15 protein-coding genes are annotated in these 13,958 nt (G+C 57.8%); all 15 read left to right on the top strand.

Going from position 1 to position 13,958, the window contains the following annotated elements:
- Window positions 1–15 precede the first annotated feature (15 nt).
- The 15 genes from rnpA to atpG all read left to right on the top strand — a co-directional run bounded on the left by rnpA (window position 16) and on the right by atpG (window position 13,949).
- A complete protein-coding gene (gene rnpA / locus J3P94_RS00650) occupies window positions 16–417 on the top strand; it encodes a ribonuclease P protein component (RefSeq protein WP_434574324.1) in 402 nt (133 codons plus the stop codon).
- A complete protein-coding gene (gene yidD / locus J3P94_RS00645; protein WP_010465488.1) occupies window positions 410–655 on the top strand; it encodes a membrane protein insertion efficiency factor YidD in 246 nt (81 codons plus the stop codon). Before rnpA ends, yidD begins: the two co-directional genes overlap by 8 nt.
- 2 nt (window positions 656–657) lie before the next feature.
- Window positions 658–2,340: a membrane protein insertase YidC gene (gene yidC / locus J3P94_RS00640; protein WP_434570705.1), complete on the top strand. Its 1,683-nt coding sequence runs from the start codon at window positions 658–660 to the stop codon at window positions 2,338–2,340.
- A gap of 79 nt (window positions 2,341–2,419) precedes the next feature.
- Window positions 2,420–3,790 (top strand): tRNA uridine-5-carboxymethylaminomethyl(34) synthesis GTPase MnmE, encoded by a 1,371-nt coding sequence (gene mnmE, locus J3P94_RS00635; protein ID WP_434570703.1) that lies wholly within the window; start codon window positions 2,420–2,422, stop codon window positions 3,788–3,790.
- A 534-nt stretch (window positions 3,791–4,324) separates the two neighbouring features.
- Window positions 4,325–6,223: a tRNA uridine-5-carboxymethylaminomethyl(34) synthesis enzyme MnmG gene (gene mnmG, locus J3P94_RS00630; RefSeq protein WP_434570701.1), complete on the top strand. Its 1,899-nt coding sequence runs from the start codon at window positions 4,325–4,327 to the stop codon at window positions 6,221–6,223.
- 5 nt (window positions 6,224–6,228) lie between these two features.
- On the top strand, window positions 6,229–6,864 hold the full coding sequence (gene rsmG / locus J3P94_RS00625; RefSeq protein WP_434574323.1) for a 16S rRNA (guanine(527)-N(7))-methyltransferase RsmG: 636 nt from the start codon (window positions 6,229–6,231) through the stop codon (window positions 6,862–6,864).
- Window positions 6,865–6,882: 18 nt separating this feature from the next.
- Entirely contained in the window at window positions 6,883–7,680 is a 798-nt protein-coding gene (locus J3P94_RS00620; protein WP_030139029.1) for a ParA family protein, read from the top strand.
- Between the two features lie 9 nt (window positions 7,681–7,689).
- Window positions 7,690–8,562 (top strand): ParB/RepB/Spo0J family partition protein, encoded by an 873-nt coding sequence (locus J3P94_RS00615; protein ID WP_305497746.1) that lies wholly within the window; start codon window positions 7,690–7,692, stop codon window positions 8,560–8,562.
- A 148-nt stretch (window positions 8,563–8,710) separates the two neighbouring features.
- Window positions 8,711–9,118 (top strand): F0F1 ATP synthase subunit I, encoded by a 408-nt coding sequence (locus J3P94_RS00610; protein WP_305497745.1) that lies wholly within the window; start codon window positions 8,711–8,713, stop codon window positions 9,116–9,118.
- Window positions 9,119–9,134: 16 nt separating this feature from the next.
- A complete protein-coding gene (atpB, locus tag J3P94_RS00605) occupies window positions 9,135–10,004 on the top strand; it encodes a F0F1 ATP synthase subunit A (protein ID WP_305497744.1) in 870 nt (289 codons plus the stop codon).
- Window positions 10,005–10,136: 132 nt separating this feature from the next.
- A complete protein-coding gene (gene atpE, locus J3P94_RS00600; protein ID WP_003097235.1) occupies window positions 10,137–10,394 on the top strand; it encodes a F0F1 ATP synthase subunit C in 258 nt (85 codons plus the stop codon).
- A 58-nt stretch (window positions 10,395–10,452) separates the two neighbouring features.
- Complete coding sequence (locus J3P94_RS00595; protein ID WP_047230097.1) at window positions 10,453–10,923, top strand: F0F1 ATP synthase subunit B; 471 nt, start codon at window positions 10,453–10,455, stop codon at window positions 10,921–10,923.
- Between the two features lie 12 nt (window positions 10,924–10,935).
- Window positions 10,936–11,472, top strand: a complete 537-nt coding sequence (locus J3P94_RS00590; protein WP_003187192.1) for a F0F1 ATP synthase subunit delta — start codon at window positions 10,936–10,938, stop codon at window positions 11,470–11,472.
- Between the two features lie 21 nt (window positions 11,473–11,493).
- On the top strand, window positions 11,494–13,038 hold the full coding sequence (atpA, locus tag J3P94_RS00585; protein ID WP_434570698.1) for a F0F1 ATP synthase subunit alpha: 1,545 nt from the start codon (window positions 11,494–11,496) through the stop codon (window positions 13,036–13,038).
- Between the two features lie 50 nt (window positions 13,039–13,088).
- Complete coding sequence (atpG, locus tag J3P94_RS00580) at window positions 13,089–13,949, top strand: F0F1 ATP synthase subunit gamma (RefSeq protein ID WP_186611299.1); 861 nt, start codon at window positions 13,089–13,091, stop codon at window positions 13,947–13,949.
- Window positions 13,950–13,958: the final 9 nt, after the last annotated feature.

The raw sequence follows: 13,958 nt of genomic DNA, 5'->3' as shown, positions 1-13,958 counted from the left end.
AATCCGGCACTGGAGGTGAGTCAGGACTTCAGTCGGGAAAAGCGTCTGCTTACACCCCGGCATTTCAAGGCAGTCTTTGACTCCCCTACCGGCAAGGTTCCGGGGAAAAATCTCCTGCTCCTTGCGCGCAACAACGATCTCGATCACCCCCGCCTAGGGCTGGTTATCGGGAAAAAGAGCGTCAAGCTCTCCGTTCAGCGCAATCGCCTCAAACGTCTGATGCGCGAATCGTTTCGCCTGAACCAGGATTCACTGGTCGGCTGGGACATTGTTATCGTCGCGCGCAAAGGTTTGGGTGACGTAGAAAACCCCGAATTGATTCAGCATTTCGGCAAGCTCTGGAAACGCCTGGCTCGTAACAAGCCAGCACCGGTAGCCAACACCGAGACTGTAGGGGTGGACAGCACCGATGCGTAAACTGGCACTCGTTCCGATCCAGTTTTATCGCTATGCCATCAGTCCCCTGATGGCCAGCCACTGTCGTTTCTACCCCAGTTGTTCCTGCTACGCGTATGAAGCCATAGAAAATCATGGTCTTCTGCGCGGTGGCTGGCTGACCTTTCGTCGTTTAGGTCGCTGTCATCCGTGGAATCCCGGCGGTTATGACCCGGTTCCGCCTATCCCTACCTCCCGTTCTTCTTCGATGGCCGAGTAATCATGGATATCAAACGCACGATCCTGATCGTCGCCCTGGCAATCGTGTCCTACGTCATGGTCCTTAAATGGAACCAGGACTATGGCCAGGCTGCCCTGCCGACTCAGAATGTTGCAGCCAGCAATACCGCACCGAGTCTGCCGGATACAACAACTGGCACTAACACCGCCAGCAATGACGATGTCCCGCGCGCGGCGAGCGACACCAGCGCCCCTGCCGAAGCCCCCGTGGCTGCCAGCAAGGACCTGATTCAGATCAAGACGGATGTGCTCGAGCTGGCAATCGATCCACAAGGTGGTGATGTCGCTCAATTGAAGCTGCCGCTGTATCCGCGTCGCCAGGATCACCCGGAAATCCCGTTCCAGTTGTTCGACAACGGTAACGAGCGGACCTATCTGGCTCAAAGTGGCCTGATTGGTGCCAATGGCCCGGATGCAAATCCGGCCGGTCGTCCGGTTTATTCCGCCGAGAAGAAGGTCTATCAGCTGGCTGACGGCCAGGACCAACTGGTCGTCGACCTGAAGTTCAGCAAGGACGGCGTCAATTACATCAAGCGTTTCACCCTGAAACGCGGCCTGTATGACGTGACTGTTTCCTATCTGGTAGACAACCAGAGCGCTCAGCCCTGGTCGGGTGCGATGTTCGCGCAGTTGAAGCGCGACGCCAGTGATGATCCTTCGTCCAGCACCGCCACCGGTACCGCGACTTATCTGGGCGCTGCCCTGTGGACAAGTTCGGAGCCGTACAAAAAAGTGTCCATGAAGGACATGGACAAGGCTCAGCTGAAAGAAACCGTTCAGGGTGGCTGGGTTGCCTGGTTGCAACACTACTTCGTAACGGCATGGATTCCGCAGAAGGGCGAAAACAATGTCGTCCAGACGCGCAAGGACAGTAAAGGCAACTACATCGTCGGCTATACCGGCCCTGCGTTGACTGCAGCGCCAGGCGCAAAAGTCGAGACCAGCGCCATTCTGTATGCCGGTCCGAAAAGCCAAGCCGTACTGAAGCAGTTGTCCCCAGGCCTGGAATTGACTGTCGACTACGGTTTCCTGTGGTTCATTGCCCAGCCGATCTTCTGGTTGCTGCAACATATCCACAGCATCGTCGGCAATTGGGGGTGGTCGATCATCTTCCTCACCATGCTGATCAAGGGTATTTTCTTCCCCTTGTCGGCGGCCAGCTACAAATCGATGGCGCGCATGCGTGCAGTGGCACCGAAACTGGCTGCCCTGAAAGAACAGCATGGCGATGACCGGCAGAAAATGTCCCAGGCCATGATGGAGCTGTACAAGAAAGAGAAGATCAACCCGCTGGGTGGTTGCTTGCCGATTCTTGTACAGATGCCGGTGTTCCTCGCGCTTTACTGGGTTCTGCTGGAAAGCGTGGAGATGCGCCAGGCACCGTTCATGCTGTGGATCACCGACCTGTCGATCAAGGATCCGTTCTTCATCCTGCCGATCATCATGGGCGCTACCATGTTCATCCAGCAGCAGCTGAACCCGACACCTCCGGATCCGATGCAGGCGAAGGTCATGAAAATGATGCCGATCATCTTCACCTTCTTCTTCCTGTGGTTCCCGGCCGGTCTTGTGCTGTACTGGGTTGTGAACAACGTGTTGTCCATCACTCAGCAGTGGTACATCACGCGTAAGATCGAAGCGGCCACGAAAAAAGCCGAGGCGTAACTTGCCCTGTGGATAACCACACAAAACGCCCCCTAGTGGGGCGTTTTGCTATCTGCCATTTTTGTCTGGATACCGGTTTATGAGCGCACCGCGTGAAACCATCGCCGCCGTCGCCACCGCCCAAGGTCGCGGCGGGGTCGGCATCGTCCGTATTTCGGGGCCTTTGGCTGGCGTTGCGGCCAAGGCTATCAGCGGCCGCGAACTGAAACCGCGCTTCGCTCACTACGGACCTTTTCTTGACGCTGACAAACATGTTCTCGATGAAGGCCTGGCCTTGTATTTCCCTGGGCCGAAATCATTCACCGGCGAGGATGTGCTGGAACTACAGGGGCATGGCGGCCCCGTCGTCCTGGACATGCTGCTCCAGCGTTGCCTCGAGTTGGGTTGCCGCCTGGCCCGGCCGGGTGAGTTCAGCGAGCGGGCCTTTCTTAATGACAAACTCGACCTGGCCCAGGCCGAGGCGATTGCCGATTTGATCGAAGCCAGCTCTGCGCAGGCTGCACGCAACGCGTTACGGTCATTGCAGGGGGCGTTTTCACAGCGTGTGCATAACCTTACCGAACAACTGATCGGTCTGCGGATCTACGTCGAGGCGGCCATCGATTTCCCCGAAGAGGAAATCGATTTTCTCGCCGACGGCCACGTGTTGAGCATGCTCGACAAGGTGCGCGATGAATTATCCACAGTCTTGAGGGAAGCTGGGCAGGGGGCTTTGTTGCGCGACGGTATGACTGTGGTCATTGCCGGCCGCCCCAACGCCGGTAAGTCCAGCCTCTTGAACGCCCTGGCCGGGCGCGAGGCTGCCATTGTTACTGAGATTGCCGGCACCACCCGGGACATCTTGCGTGAACATATCCACATCGACGGCATGCCGCTGCACGTCGTGGACACCGCTGGCTTGCGCGATACCGACGACCAGGTCGAGAAAATCGGCGTGGAGCGGGCCCTCAAGGCTATTGGGGAGGCTGATCGTGTGTTGTTGGTGGTGGATGCCACTGCGCCGGAAGCAGGCGATCCTTTCGCTTTGTGGCCTGAATTCCTGGAGGTTCGTCCGGATCCGGCAAAGGTCACCTTGATTCGCAACAAGGCAGACCTGACGGGCGAAGCGATAGCCCTCGAAGTGAGCGACGATGGCCACGTCACTATCAGCCTGAGCGCGAAGGCGGCCGGTGAAGGCCTGGAGTTACTGCGCGATCATCTCAAGGCCTGCATGGGCTATGAGCAGACATCGGAAAGCAGCTTCAGCGCTCGCCGCCGGCATCTTGAAGCATTGCGTCACGCCAGCGCTGCCCTTGAGCACGGTCGTGCGCAGCTGACCCTGGCAGGCGCCGGTGAGTTGCTGGCCGAAGACCTGCGCCAAGCGCAGCATTCCCTCGGTGAAATCACCGGAGCCTTCAGTTCCGATGACTTGCTGGGGCGGATCTTCTCCAGCTTCTGCATCGGCAAATAAGGCCAATCCCGTGCAACCGGGCTGCCGCTGACAGCCAATCAAGCCCGGTTCCCCCTCTTCCTTCTCAATACGATTGCCCCTGCGGCGGCTTGGCCGTGAGCGATCGCCTGTGGATTAAGCCCTGTGAATAACTGCCGCTGAGGTCGGTTGATAAGCAGCCCTGAAAACTGGATATAACTGCCTCTGTGGATAACCTACCCGTTCATCCACAGGCTTAAACCGGTTATCCAACGGCCTCATGGCCAGATGAGCACAGGGTTTTGATTCTCTGTACAGCTTGAATATAAAGGCTTACAGGGCCTTATCCACAGAACTGTTGCTCAGTAAGAATAAACATAAAAACAAAGATTCTATAAATTTCTTTCTTTTTTATTTTTTTAACCGCGAGTTCTCCACAGCTGGTTAAATTTTGTGCAAAGGGTTCTTTAGAAAGGACGAAGTCCCTATACTTGCCGACCTGGCTCGAAAAACGCCCAGGGCCAGACTCAAAACCTATTTCCGAATTACCTGAATTAAGCAGGCACGAGGTGCGTGGTGGATTTCCCTTCCCGTTTTGAAGTGATCGTCATCGGCGGCGGTCATGCCGGTACCGAGGCAGCACTTGCATCAGCACGCATGGGGGCAAAAACCCTGTTGCTGACGCATAACGTGGAAACCCTCGGCGCCATGAGCTGCAACCCGGCCATTGGTGGCATCGGCAAAAGCCACCTGGTCAAGGAAATCGATGCCCTCGGCGGCGCGATGGCCATGGCCACTGACAAAGGTGGTATCCAGTTTCGCGTGTTGAACAGCCGCAAAGGTCCAGCGGTGCGTGCCACTCGCGCCCAGGCAGACCGAATCCTGTACAAGGCTGCTGTCCGCGAAATCCTGGAAAACCAGCCGAACCTGTGGATATTTCAGCAAGCGGCTGACGATCTGATCGTCGAGCAGGACCAGGTACGCGGTGTCGTCACGCAAATGGGCCTGCGGTTCTTCGCCGATTCCGTCGTACTGACCACCGGGACCTTCCTCGGCGGACTTATCCACATCGGTTTGCAGAACTTTTCCGGCGGTCGCGCTGGTGATCCGCCCTCAATTGCCCTGGCTCAGCGCCTGCGTGAATTGCCGCTGCGCGTTGGTCGGCTGAAAACCGGTACGCCACCGCGTATCGACGGCAAGTCCGTGGACTTCTCGGTCATGACCGAGCAGCCTGGCGATACGCCGATCCCGGTGATGTCGTTCATGGGCAGCAAGGAACAGCATCCACGGCAAGTCAGTTGCTGGATCACCCATACCAATGCCCGCACCCACGAAATTATTGCAGCGAACCTCGATCGTTCGCCGATGTATTCCGCTGCCGGTGAAATCGAAGGTGTCGGCCCGCGCTATTGCCCGTCGATCGAAGACAAGATCCATCGCTTTGCCGACAAGGAAAGCCATCAGGTCTTCATCGAGCCCGAAGGCCTGACGACCCATGAGCTGTATCCGAACGGGATCTCCACCTCGCTGCCGTTCGATGTGCAGTTGCAGATCGTCCAGTCGATCCGTGGCATGGAGAACGCTCACATCGTGCGTCCGGGTTATGCGATCGAGTACGACTACTTCGATCCGCGCGATCTGAAGTACAGCCTGGAAACCAAGGTTATCGGCGGTCTGTTCTTCGCCGGGCAGATCAACGGCACCACCGGTTACGAAGAGGCGGGTGCCCAAGGATTGTTGGCCGGAGCCAACGCGGCATTGCGCGCCCAGGGCAAAGACAGCTGGTGCCCGCGTCGCGATGAGGCGTATATCGGTGTGCTGGTGGACGACCTGATTACGCTGGGTACCCAGGAACCGTATCGGATGTTCACGTCCCGCGCCGAATATCGCCTGATCCTGCGTGAGGACAACGCCGACCTGCGCCTGACCGAGAAAGGTCGCGAGCTGGGGCTGGTGGATGACGTGCGTTGGGCTGCGTTCTGCAAGAAACGCGAGAGTATCGAGCTGGAAGAGCAGCGCCTGAAGAGCACCTGGGTTCGTCCCGGTACGGAGCAGGGCGATGCCATCGCGGCGAAATTCGGCACTCCGCTGACGCACGAATACAATCTGCTCAACCTGTTGAGCCGGCCGGAAATCGATTACGTCGGGCTGGTGGAGGTCACTGGCCAGGGCGCTGAAGATCCGCAAGTGGCCGAACAGGTCGAGATCAAGACCAAATACGCCGGCTATATCGATCGTCAACAGGACGAAATTGCCCGTCTGCGCGCCAGTGAAGACACCAGGCTGCCTGTGGATATCGACTACACGAACATTTCGGGTCTGTCGAAAGAAATCCAGAGCAAGCTTGGTGCAACGCGTCCCGAGACCCTCGGCCAGGCGTCGCGCATCCCCGGCGTGACCCCGGCGGCGATTTCGCTGTTGATGATTCATTTGAAAAAACGCGGCGCGGGCCGCCAGTTGGAGCAAAGCGCTTGAGTTCGATGGTCACCTCGCAACACGCTGAAGAATTATCCACAGGTGCCCGTCAGCTCGGCGTCAGCCTCACCGAAGCCCAGCACGTGCAGTTGCTGGGTTACCTGGCGTTGCTGATCAAATGGAACAAGGCCTACAACCTGACCGCCGTGCGCGATCCGGATGAAATGGTCTCGCGACACTTACTCGACAGTCTCAGCGTGATGTCTTTCATCGAAGACGGTCGCTGGCTCGACGTCGGTAGCGGCGGTGGTATGCCTGGTATTCCGCTGGCGATCCTGTTTCCCGGTTCGCAAGTGACCTGTCTGGACAGCAACGGCAAGAAAACCCGCTTCCTGACCCAGGTCAAACTCGAACTGAAACTGGATAACCTGCAAGTTATCCACAGCCGCGTCGAAGCGTTCCAGCCTGCAGAGCCGTTCAACGGAATCATCTCCCGGGCCTTCAGCAGTATGGAGAACTTCAGCAACTGGACGCGCCATCTGGGCGACGCCGATACACGCTGGCTGGCAATGAAGGGCGTTCATCCGGCCGATGAGCTGGTAGCATTGCCGGCAGACTTCCACCTCGATAGCGAACACGCCTTGGCCGTACCCGGTTGCCAAGGCCAACGCCATCTGCTGATACTGCGCCGCACGGCATGATTGGGAACACAAGCAAGAATGGCTAAGGTATTCGCGATAGCGAACCAGAAAGGTGGTGTGGGTAAGACCACCACCTGCATCAACCTCGCAGCATCCCTGGTCGCGACCAAGCGCCGGGTGCTGTTGATCGATCTCGATCCACAGGGCAACGCCACCATGGGCAGCGGTGTGGATAAACATGGCCTGGAAAACTCCATCTACGATGTACTCATCGGTGAGTGCGACCTGGGCCAGGCCATGCATTTCTCCGAGCATGGCGGTTACCAGCTGCTGCCGGCCAACCGTGACCTGACGGCGGCAGAAGTGGTGCTGCTGGAAATGCAGATGAAGGAGAGCCGCCTTCGCAGCGCGTTGGCGCCGGTTCGTGAAAATTACGACTACATCCTGATCGACTGCCCACCGTCACTGTCGATGCTGACCCTCAATGCGTTGGTTGCCGCCGATGGGGTGATTATCCCCATGCAGTGTGAATACTTCGCCCTCGAGGGGTTGAGCGACCTTGTGGATAACATCAAGCGCATCGCTGAACTGCTGAATCCAGAGCTGAAAGTCGAAGGCCTGTTGCGCACGATGTACGACCCGCGCCTGAGCCTGATGAACGACGTGTCGGCCCAGCTCAAGGAGCATTTCGGCGAGCAGCTCTACGACACGGTCATTCCGCGGAACATCCGCCTGGCCGAAGCGCCGAGCTATGGCATGCCGGCCCTGGCCTATGACAAACAATCGCGTGGCGCGCTGGCCTACCTGGCCCTGGCGGGCGAGATGGTTCGCCGTCAACGCCGCCAGCCACGCATCGCTGCAGCCCAGCCAACTTAAGGAAACCCCATGGCCGTCAAGAAACGAGGTCTCGGACGTGGACTGGATGCGCTGCTCAGCGGTCCGACTGTCAGTTCGCTTGAAGAACAGGCAGTCCAGGTCGATCAGCGCGAATTGCAGCATCTGCCGCTGGACCTGATCCAGCGTGGCAAATACCAGCCGCGTCGGGACATGGACCCGCAAGCGCTGGAAGAACTGGCCCAGTCGATCAAGACCCAGGGCGTGATGCAGCCTATCGTGGTCCGCCCGATCGCCAATGGGCGGTTCGAGATCATCGCCGGCGAACGCCGCTGGCGCGCGAGCCAGCAAGCCGGCCAGGAAACCATCCCGGCGATGGTCCGCGACGTACCGGATGAAACCGCGATCGCCATGGCGCTGATCGAGAACATCCAGCGCGAGGACCTCAATCCGATCGAAGAAGCGGTGGCCTTGCAGCGCTTGCAGCAGGAGTTCCAGCTGACTCAGCAACAGGTCGCCGAAGCGGTGGGCAAGTCTCGGGTGACCGTGGCCAACCTGCTGCGTTTGATCGCCTTGCCGGAAGTCATCAAGACCATGCTGTCCCACGGCGACCTGGAGATGGGCCATGCCCGGGCTTTGCTCGGTTTGCCGGAAAATCAACAAGTTGAAGGGGCGCGACATGTTGTCGCACGCGGCCTGACCGTGCGCCAAACCGAGGCACTGGTTCGTCAATGGCTGAGCGGCAAACCCGCCCCTGTCGAAGCACCAAAACCCGATCCGGACATCGCTCGCCTGGAGCAGCGCCTGGCCGAGCGCCTGGGCTCTGCGGTGCAGATTCGCCACGGGAAGAAGGGCAAAGGGCAACTGGTGATCGGTTATAACTCCCTCGATGAGCTGCAAGGTGTTCTTGCGCACATTCGCTGAAACAATTGCCCTTGTAGCGCGCAGTCGGAAATCACTACCTTGAGGTTGAATAGGGGCAGAACCGCCCCTATACTCTGCGCGCATTTTGTCGGCACAAATTATGCCAAGTTATTGAATTCCGGCAGCCGACCATTGGAGAGCAAAAGCGATGGAAACACGCACGCCAAACCGCTTGCCGTTCCATCGTCTGGCTGTTTTCCCGGTGTTATTGACCCAGTTCGTCGTTGTACTGATCGCCGCGTTGGCGCTCTGGCAATGGAAAGGAGTCGTCGCCGGATACTCGGGTCTTTGCGGAGGCCTGATAGCCTTGCTTCCCAATATTTACTTCGCTCACAGGGCATTTCGGTTTTCCGGCGCCCGAGCAGCCCAAGCCATCGTCCGGTCTTTTTATGCCGGCGAGGCGGGGAAACTGATTTTGACGGCAGTGCTGTTTGCACTGACGTTCGCAGGTGTGAAGCCATTGGCGCCGCTGGCTGTATTCGGCGTGTTCCTGCTGACCCAGATGGTCAGCTGGTTCGCACCCCTGCTAATGAGAACAAGACTTTCGAGACCTTAGGGCGTTTGAGGCAACCATGGCAGAGACAACCGCTTCGGGCTATATCCAGCACCACTTGCAGAACCTGACCTTCGGTCAGCTACCCAATGGCAGCTGGGGCTTTGCTCACACCGCAGCAGAAGCTAAAGAAATGGGCTTCTGGGCCTTCCACGTCGATACCCTCGGCTGGTCGGTCGCGTTGGGTCTGATCTTCGTTTTTCTTTTCCGCATGGCGGCAAAGAAAGCGACTTCCGGTCAGCCTGGTGCACTGCAGAACTTCGTTGAAGTACTGGTCGAATTCGTCGATGGCAGCGTGAAAGACAGCTTCCATGGCCGTAGCCCGGTGATCGCACCGCTGGCACTGACCATCTTCGTCTGGGTGTTCCTGATGAACGCCATCGACCTGGTACCGGTCGACTGGATTCCTCAACTGGCCATCCTGATCTCCGGCGATGCCCATATCCCGTTCCGCGCCGTGTCGACCACCGACCCGAACGCGACCCTGGGCATGGCGTTCTCGGTGTTCGCACTGATCATTTTCTACAGCATCAAGGTCAAGGGCATCGGCGGTTTCATCGGCGAACTGACCCTGCACCCGTTCGGCAGCAAGAACATCCTTGTTCAGGCACTGCTGATCCCGGTGAACTTCCTTCTGGAATTCGTGACCCTGATCGCCAAGCCAATTTCTCTGGCCCTGCGTCTGTTCGGCAACATGTATGCCGGCGAGCTGGTGTTCATCCTGATCGCTGTGATGTTCGGCAGCGGCCTGCTCTGGCTCAGCGGCCTGGGCGTGGTGCTGCAATGGGCGTGGGCAGTGTTCCACATCCTGATCATCACCTTGCAGGCGTTCATCTTCATGATGCTGACCATCGTCTACCTGTCGATGGCGCACGAAGAAAACCATTAAGGCCAGTCTCGACTAGTCTGATGTCCTTCCCGGTCAAACGGGAAGGGGCCCGAACGGGCTTGATGAAACGATTTGTTTTACCGCTTTAATCTAAAAAACCTAAACCATACGACGTAAAAGTCGGGAGGAAAGATGGAAACTGTAGTTGGTCTAACCGCTATCGCTGTTGCACTGTTGATCGGCCTGGGCGCACTGGGTACCGCAATTGGTTTCGGCCTGCTGGGCGGCAAATTCTTGGAAGGCGCTGCGCGTCAACCGGAAATGGTTCCAATGCTGCAAGTGAAGATGTTCATCGTTGCCGGTCTGCTCGACGCCGTAACCATGATCGGTGTTGGTATCGCTCTGTTCTTCACCTTTGCGAACCCGTTCGTTGGTCAGATCGCTGGCTGATTATTCGGATCTTCCGAGTAATCTGGTGTGATGGACAACGTAACTGCGAGGTGTTGGCGTGAACATTAATGCGACCCTGATTGGCCAGTCCGTTGCGTTCCTGATTTTTGTACTGTTCTGCATGAAGTTCGTATGGCCTCCGGTCATTGCGGCATTGCACGAACGTCAAAAGAAGATCGCTGATGGTCTGGACGCTGCCAGCCGAGCAGCTCGCGACCTGGAGTTGGCCCATGAGAAAGTGGGTCAGCAACTGCGCGAAGCGAAAGCTCAGGCAGCTGAAATCATCGAGCAAGCCAAGAAACGCGGTACGCAGATTGTCGACGAAGCCCGTGAACAGGCTCGCGTCGAAGCTGACCGTGTGAAGGCTCAGGCTCAAGCCGAGATCGAACAGGAACTCAACAGTGTCAAAGACGCGCTGCGTGCCCAAGTGGGTGCCCTGGCCGTTGGCGGTGCTTCGAAGATCCTGGGTGCCACAATCGATCAAAACGCGCACGCAGAGCTGGTAAACAAACTGGCTGCTGAAATCTAAGCGAGGGCGATCATGGCAGAACTGACCACGTTGGCCCGACCTTACGCTAAGGCGGCCTTCGAGCACGCTCAGGCCCACCAGCAACTGGCCAATTGGTCAGCCATGCTCGGCCTGGCAGCAGCGGTGTCGCAAGACGACACCATGCAGCGTGTGCTCAAGGCCCCGCGACTGACGAGCGCAGAAAAGGCCGCCACGTTCATTGACGTGTGCGGCGACAAGTTCGATGCCAAGGCACAGAATTTCATCCACGTTGTAGCCGAAAACGACCGTCTCCCGCTTCTGCCGGAGATCGCCGCTCTTTTCGACCTGTACAAGGCCGAGCAAGAGAAATCGGTAGACGTGGAAGTGACCAGTGCTTTTGCATTGAACCAAGAACAGCAAGACAAACTCGCCAAGGTTCTCAGTGCACGACTCAACCGGGAAGTGCGCCTGCAAGTCGAGGAAGACAAATCCCTGATAGGGGGCGTTGTCATCCGCGCCGGCGACCTGGTTATCGATGGCTCGATTCGCGGCAAAATCGCGAAACTTGCCGAAGCATTGAAATCTTGAGTTTGAAGGGGCAGCAGAGCAATGCAGCAACTCAATCCTTCCGAAATAAGTGAAATTATCAAGGGCCGCATCGACAAGCTCGATGTGACCTCCCAAGCCCGTAACGAAGGCACTGTCGTCAGCGTATCTGACGGCATCGTGCGGATTCACGGTCTGGCCGACGTCATGTACGGCGAGATGATCGAGTTTCCGGGCGGCGTCTACGGTATGGCCCTCAACCTGGAGCAAGACTCTGTAGGTGCCGTGGTATTGGGCGCTTACACGACGCTGGCTGAAGGCATGAGCGCCAAGTGCACCGGCCGCATCCTCGAGGTTCCAGTCGGTAAGGAACTGCTGGGCCGCGTAGTCGACGCACTGGGTAACCCTGTTGACGGCAAAGGTCCGCTGAACAACACCGAGACCGATGCGGTCGAGAAAGTTGCTCCAGGCGTGATCTGGCGTAAGTCGGTAGACCAGCCTGTACAGACTGGCTACAAGGCTGTCGATGCCATGATCCCTGTCGGCCGTGGCCAGCGTGAGCTGATCATCGGTGACCGTCAGATCGGTAAGACCGCTCTGGCGATCGACGCGATCATCAACCAGAAGAACAGCGGCATTTTCTGCGTCTACGTCGCCATCGGTCAGAAGCAATCGACCATCGCCAACGTGGTTCGCAAGCTGGAAGAAAACGGCGCCCTGGCCAACACGATCATCGTGGCGGCCAGTGCTTCGGAATCTCCTGCGCTGCAGTTCCTGGCTCCGTACTCCGGTTGCACCATGGGCGAGTACTTCCGCGACCGCGGTGAAGACGCGCTGATCGTTTATGACGATCTGTCCAAGCAAGCAGTGGCTTACCGCCAGATTTCCCTGCTGCTGCGCCGTCCACCAGGCCGTGAAGCCTACCCAGGCGACGTGTTCTATCTCCACTCCCGTCTGTTGGAGCGCGCATCCCGCGTCTCGGAAGACTACGTAGAGAAGTTCACCAACGGCGCAGTGACTGGCAAGACCGGTTCCCTGACCGCACTGCCGATCATCGAAACCCAGGCTGGCGACGTTTCCGCGTTCGTTCCGACCAACGTGATCTCCATCACCGACGGTCAGATCTTCCTGGAATCGGCCATGTTCAACTCGGGCATCCGTCCTGCTGTGAACGCCGGTGTTTCGGTATCCCGTGTGGGTGGTGCCGCTCAGACCAAGATCATCAAGAAGCTCTCCGGTGGTATCCGTACCGCTCTGGCTCAGTACCGTGAACTGGCAGCATTCGCCCAGTTCGCTTCTGACCTGGACGAAGCGACCCGTAAGCAACTTGAGCATGGTCAGCGCGTTACCGAGCTGATGAAGCAGAAGCAATACGCTCCTATGTCGATCGCTGACATGGCGTTGTCGCTGTATGCCGCTGAACGTGGGTTCCTGACTGACGTCGAAATCGCCAAGGTCGGCAGCTTTGAACAAGCGCTGATTGCTTACTTCAACCGAGATCACGCCGATTTGATGGCGAAGATCAACGTGAAGGGTGACTTCAATGACGAAATCGACGCTGGCATGAAAGCCGGTATCGAGAAGTTCAAGGCCACCCAAACCTGGTAAGCCGCAGCGGGAGTCGCAAGGCTCCCGCTTGCTAACCTGATAGGTGTTACATGGCAGGCGCAAAAGAGATTCGCAGTAAGATTGCGAGCATCAAAAGCACGCAAAAGATTACCAGCGCCATGGAAAAAGTGGCGGTCAGTAAAATGCGCAAGGCACAAATGCGCATGGCTGCTAGCCGTCCTTACGCGGAGCGCATCCGCCAGGTGATTGGTCATCTGGCCAACGCCAACCCGGAATATCGCCACCCGTTCATGATCGACCGCGCCGTCAAGCGCGTCGGTTACGTTGTGGTGAGCAGTGACCGTGGTCTGTGCGGTGGCTTGAACACCAACCTGTTCAAGGCCCTGGTCAAGGACATGGCGGTAAACCGCGAACAAGGCGTCGAGATCGATCTGTGCGTGATTGGTAGCAAGGGTGCGGCATTCTTCCGCAACTTCGGCGGTAACGTCGTCGCCGCTATCAGCCACCTGGGTGAAGAGCCGTCGATCAATGACCTGATCGGCAGCGTCAAGGTGATGCTGGATGCTTACCTGGAAGGCCGGATTGACCGCCTGTCCGTGGTATCCAACAAGTTCATCAATACCATGACGCAACAGCCAACCGTGGAGCAATTGATCCCACTGGTGGCGACCCCGGAACAGGAACTCAAGCACCACTGGGACTACCTCTACGAACCCGATGCCAAGGAGCTGCTTGACGGCTTGATGGTCCGCTACGTGGAGTCGCAGGTGTACCAGGCGGTGGTCGAGAACAACGCAGCTGAACAAGCGGCGCGGATGATCGCGATGAAAAACGCTACCGACAACGCCGGTGATTTGATCAGCGATTTGCAGCTGATCTACAACAAGGCGCGTCAGGCTGCGATCACCCAAGAGATCTCGGAAATCGTCGGCGGCGCTGCCGCGGTTTAACGGTTCAAA

The organism is Pseudomonas sp. Z3-8 (assembly GCF_051131975.1).
Lineage (GTDB): Bacteria > Pseudomonadota > Gammaproteobacteria > Pseudomonadales > Pseudomonadaceae > Aquipseudomonas.
This window is presented reverse-complemented; position numbering and strand designations above follow the sequence as displayed.

Bases quoted from the DNA above. Each gene is read 5' to 3' on its own strand.
- yidD (WP_010465488.1), top strand. From the start codon at position 410: ATGCGTAAACTGGCACTCGTTCCGATCCAGTTTTATCGCTATGCCATC.
- yidC (WP_434570705.1), top strand. From the start codon at position 658: ATGGATATCAAACGCACGATCCTGATCGTCGCCCTGGCAATCGTGTCC.
- mnmE (WP_434570703.1), top strand. From the start codon at position 2,420: ATGAGCGCACCGCGTGAAACCATCGCCGCCGTCGCCACCGCCCAAGGT.
- rsmG (WP_434574323.1), top strand. From the start codon at position 6,229: ATGGTCACCTCGCAACACGCTGAAGAATTATCCACAGGTGCCCGTCAG.
- J3P94_RS00620 (WP_030139029.1), top strand. From the start codon at position 6,883: ATGGCTAAGGTATTCGCGATAGCGAACCAGAAAGGTGGTGTGGGTAAG.
- J3P94_RS00615 (WP_305497746.1), top strand. From the start codon at position 7,690: ATGGCCGTCAAGAAACGAGGTCTCGGACGTGGACTGGATGCGCTGCTC.
- J3P94_RS00610 (WP_305497745.1), top strand. From the start codon at position 8,711: ATGGAAACACGCACGCCAAACCGCTTGCCGTTCCATCGTCTGGCTGTT.
- atpB (WP_305497744.1), top strand. From the start codon at position 9,135: ATGGCAGAGACAACCGCTTCGGGCTATATCCAGCACCACTTGCAGAAC.
- atpE (WP_003097235.1), top strand. From the start codon at position 10,137: ATGGAAACTGTAGTTGGTCTAACCGCTATCGCTGTTGCACTGTTGATC.
- J3P94_RS00590 (WP_003187192.1), top strand. From the start codon at position 10,936: ATGGCAGAACTGACCACGTTGGCCCGACCTTACGCTAAGGCGGCCTTC.
- atpA (WP_434570698.1), top strand. From the start codon at position 11,494: ATGCAGCAACTCAATCCTTCCGAAATAAGTGAAATTATCAAGGGCCGC.
- atpG (WP_186611299.1), top strand. From the start codon at position 13,089: ATGGCAGGCGCAAAAGAGATTCGCAGTAAGATTGCGAGCATCAAAAGC.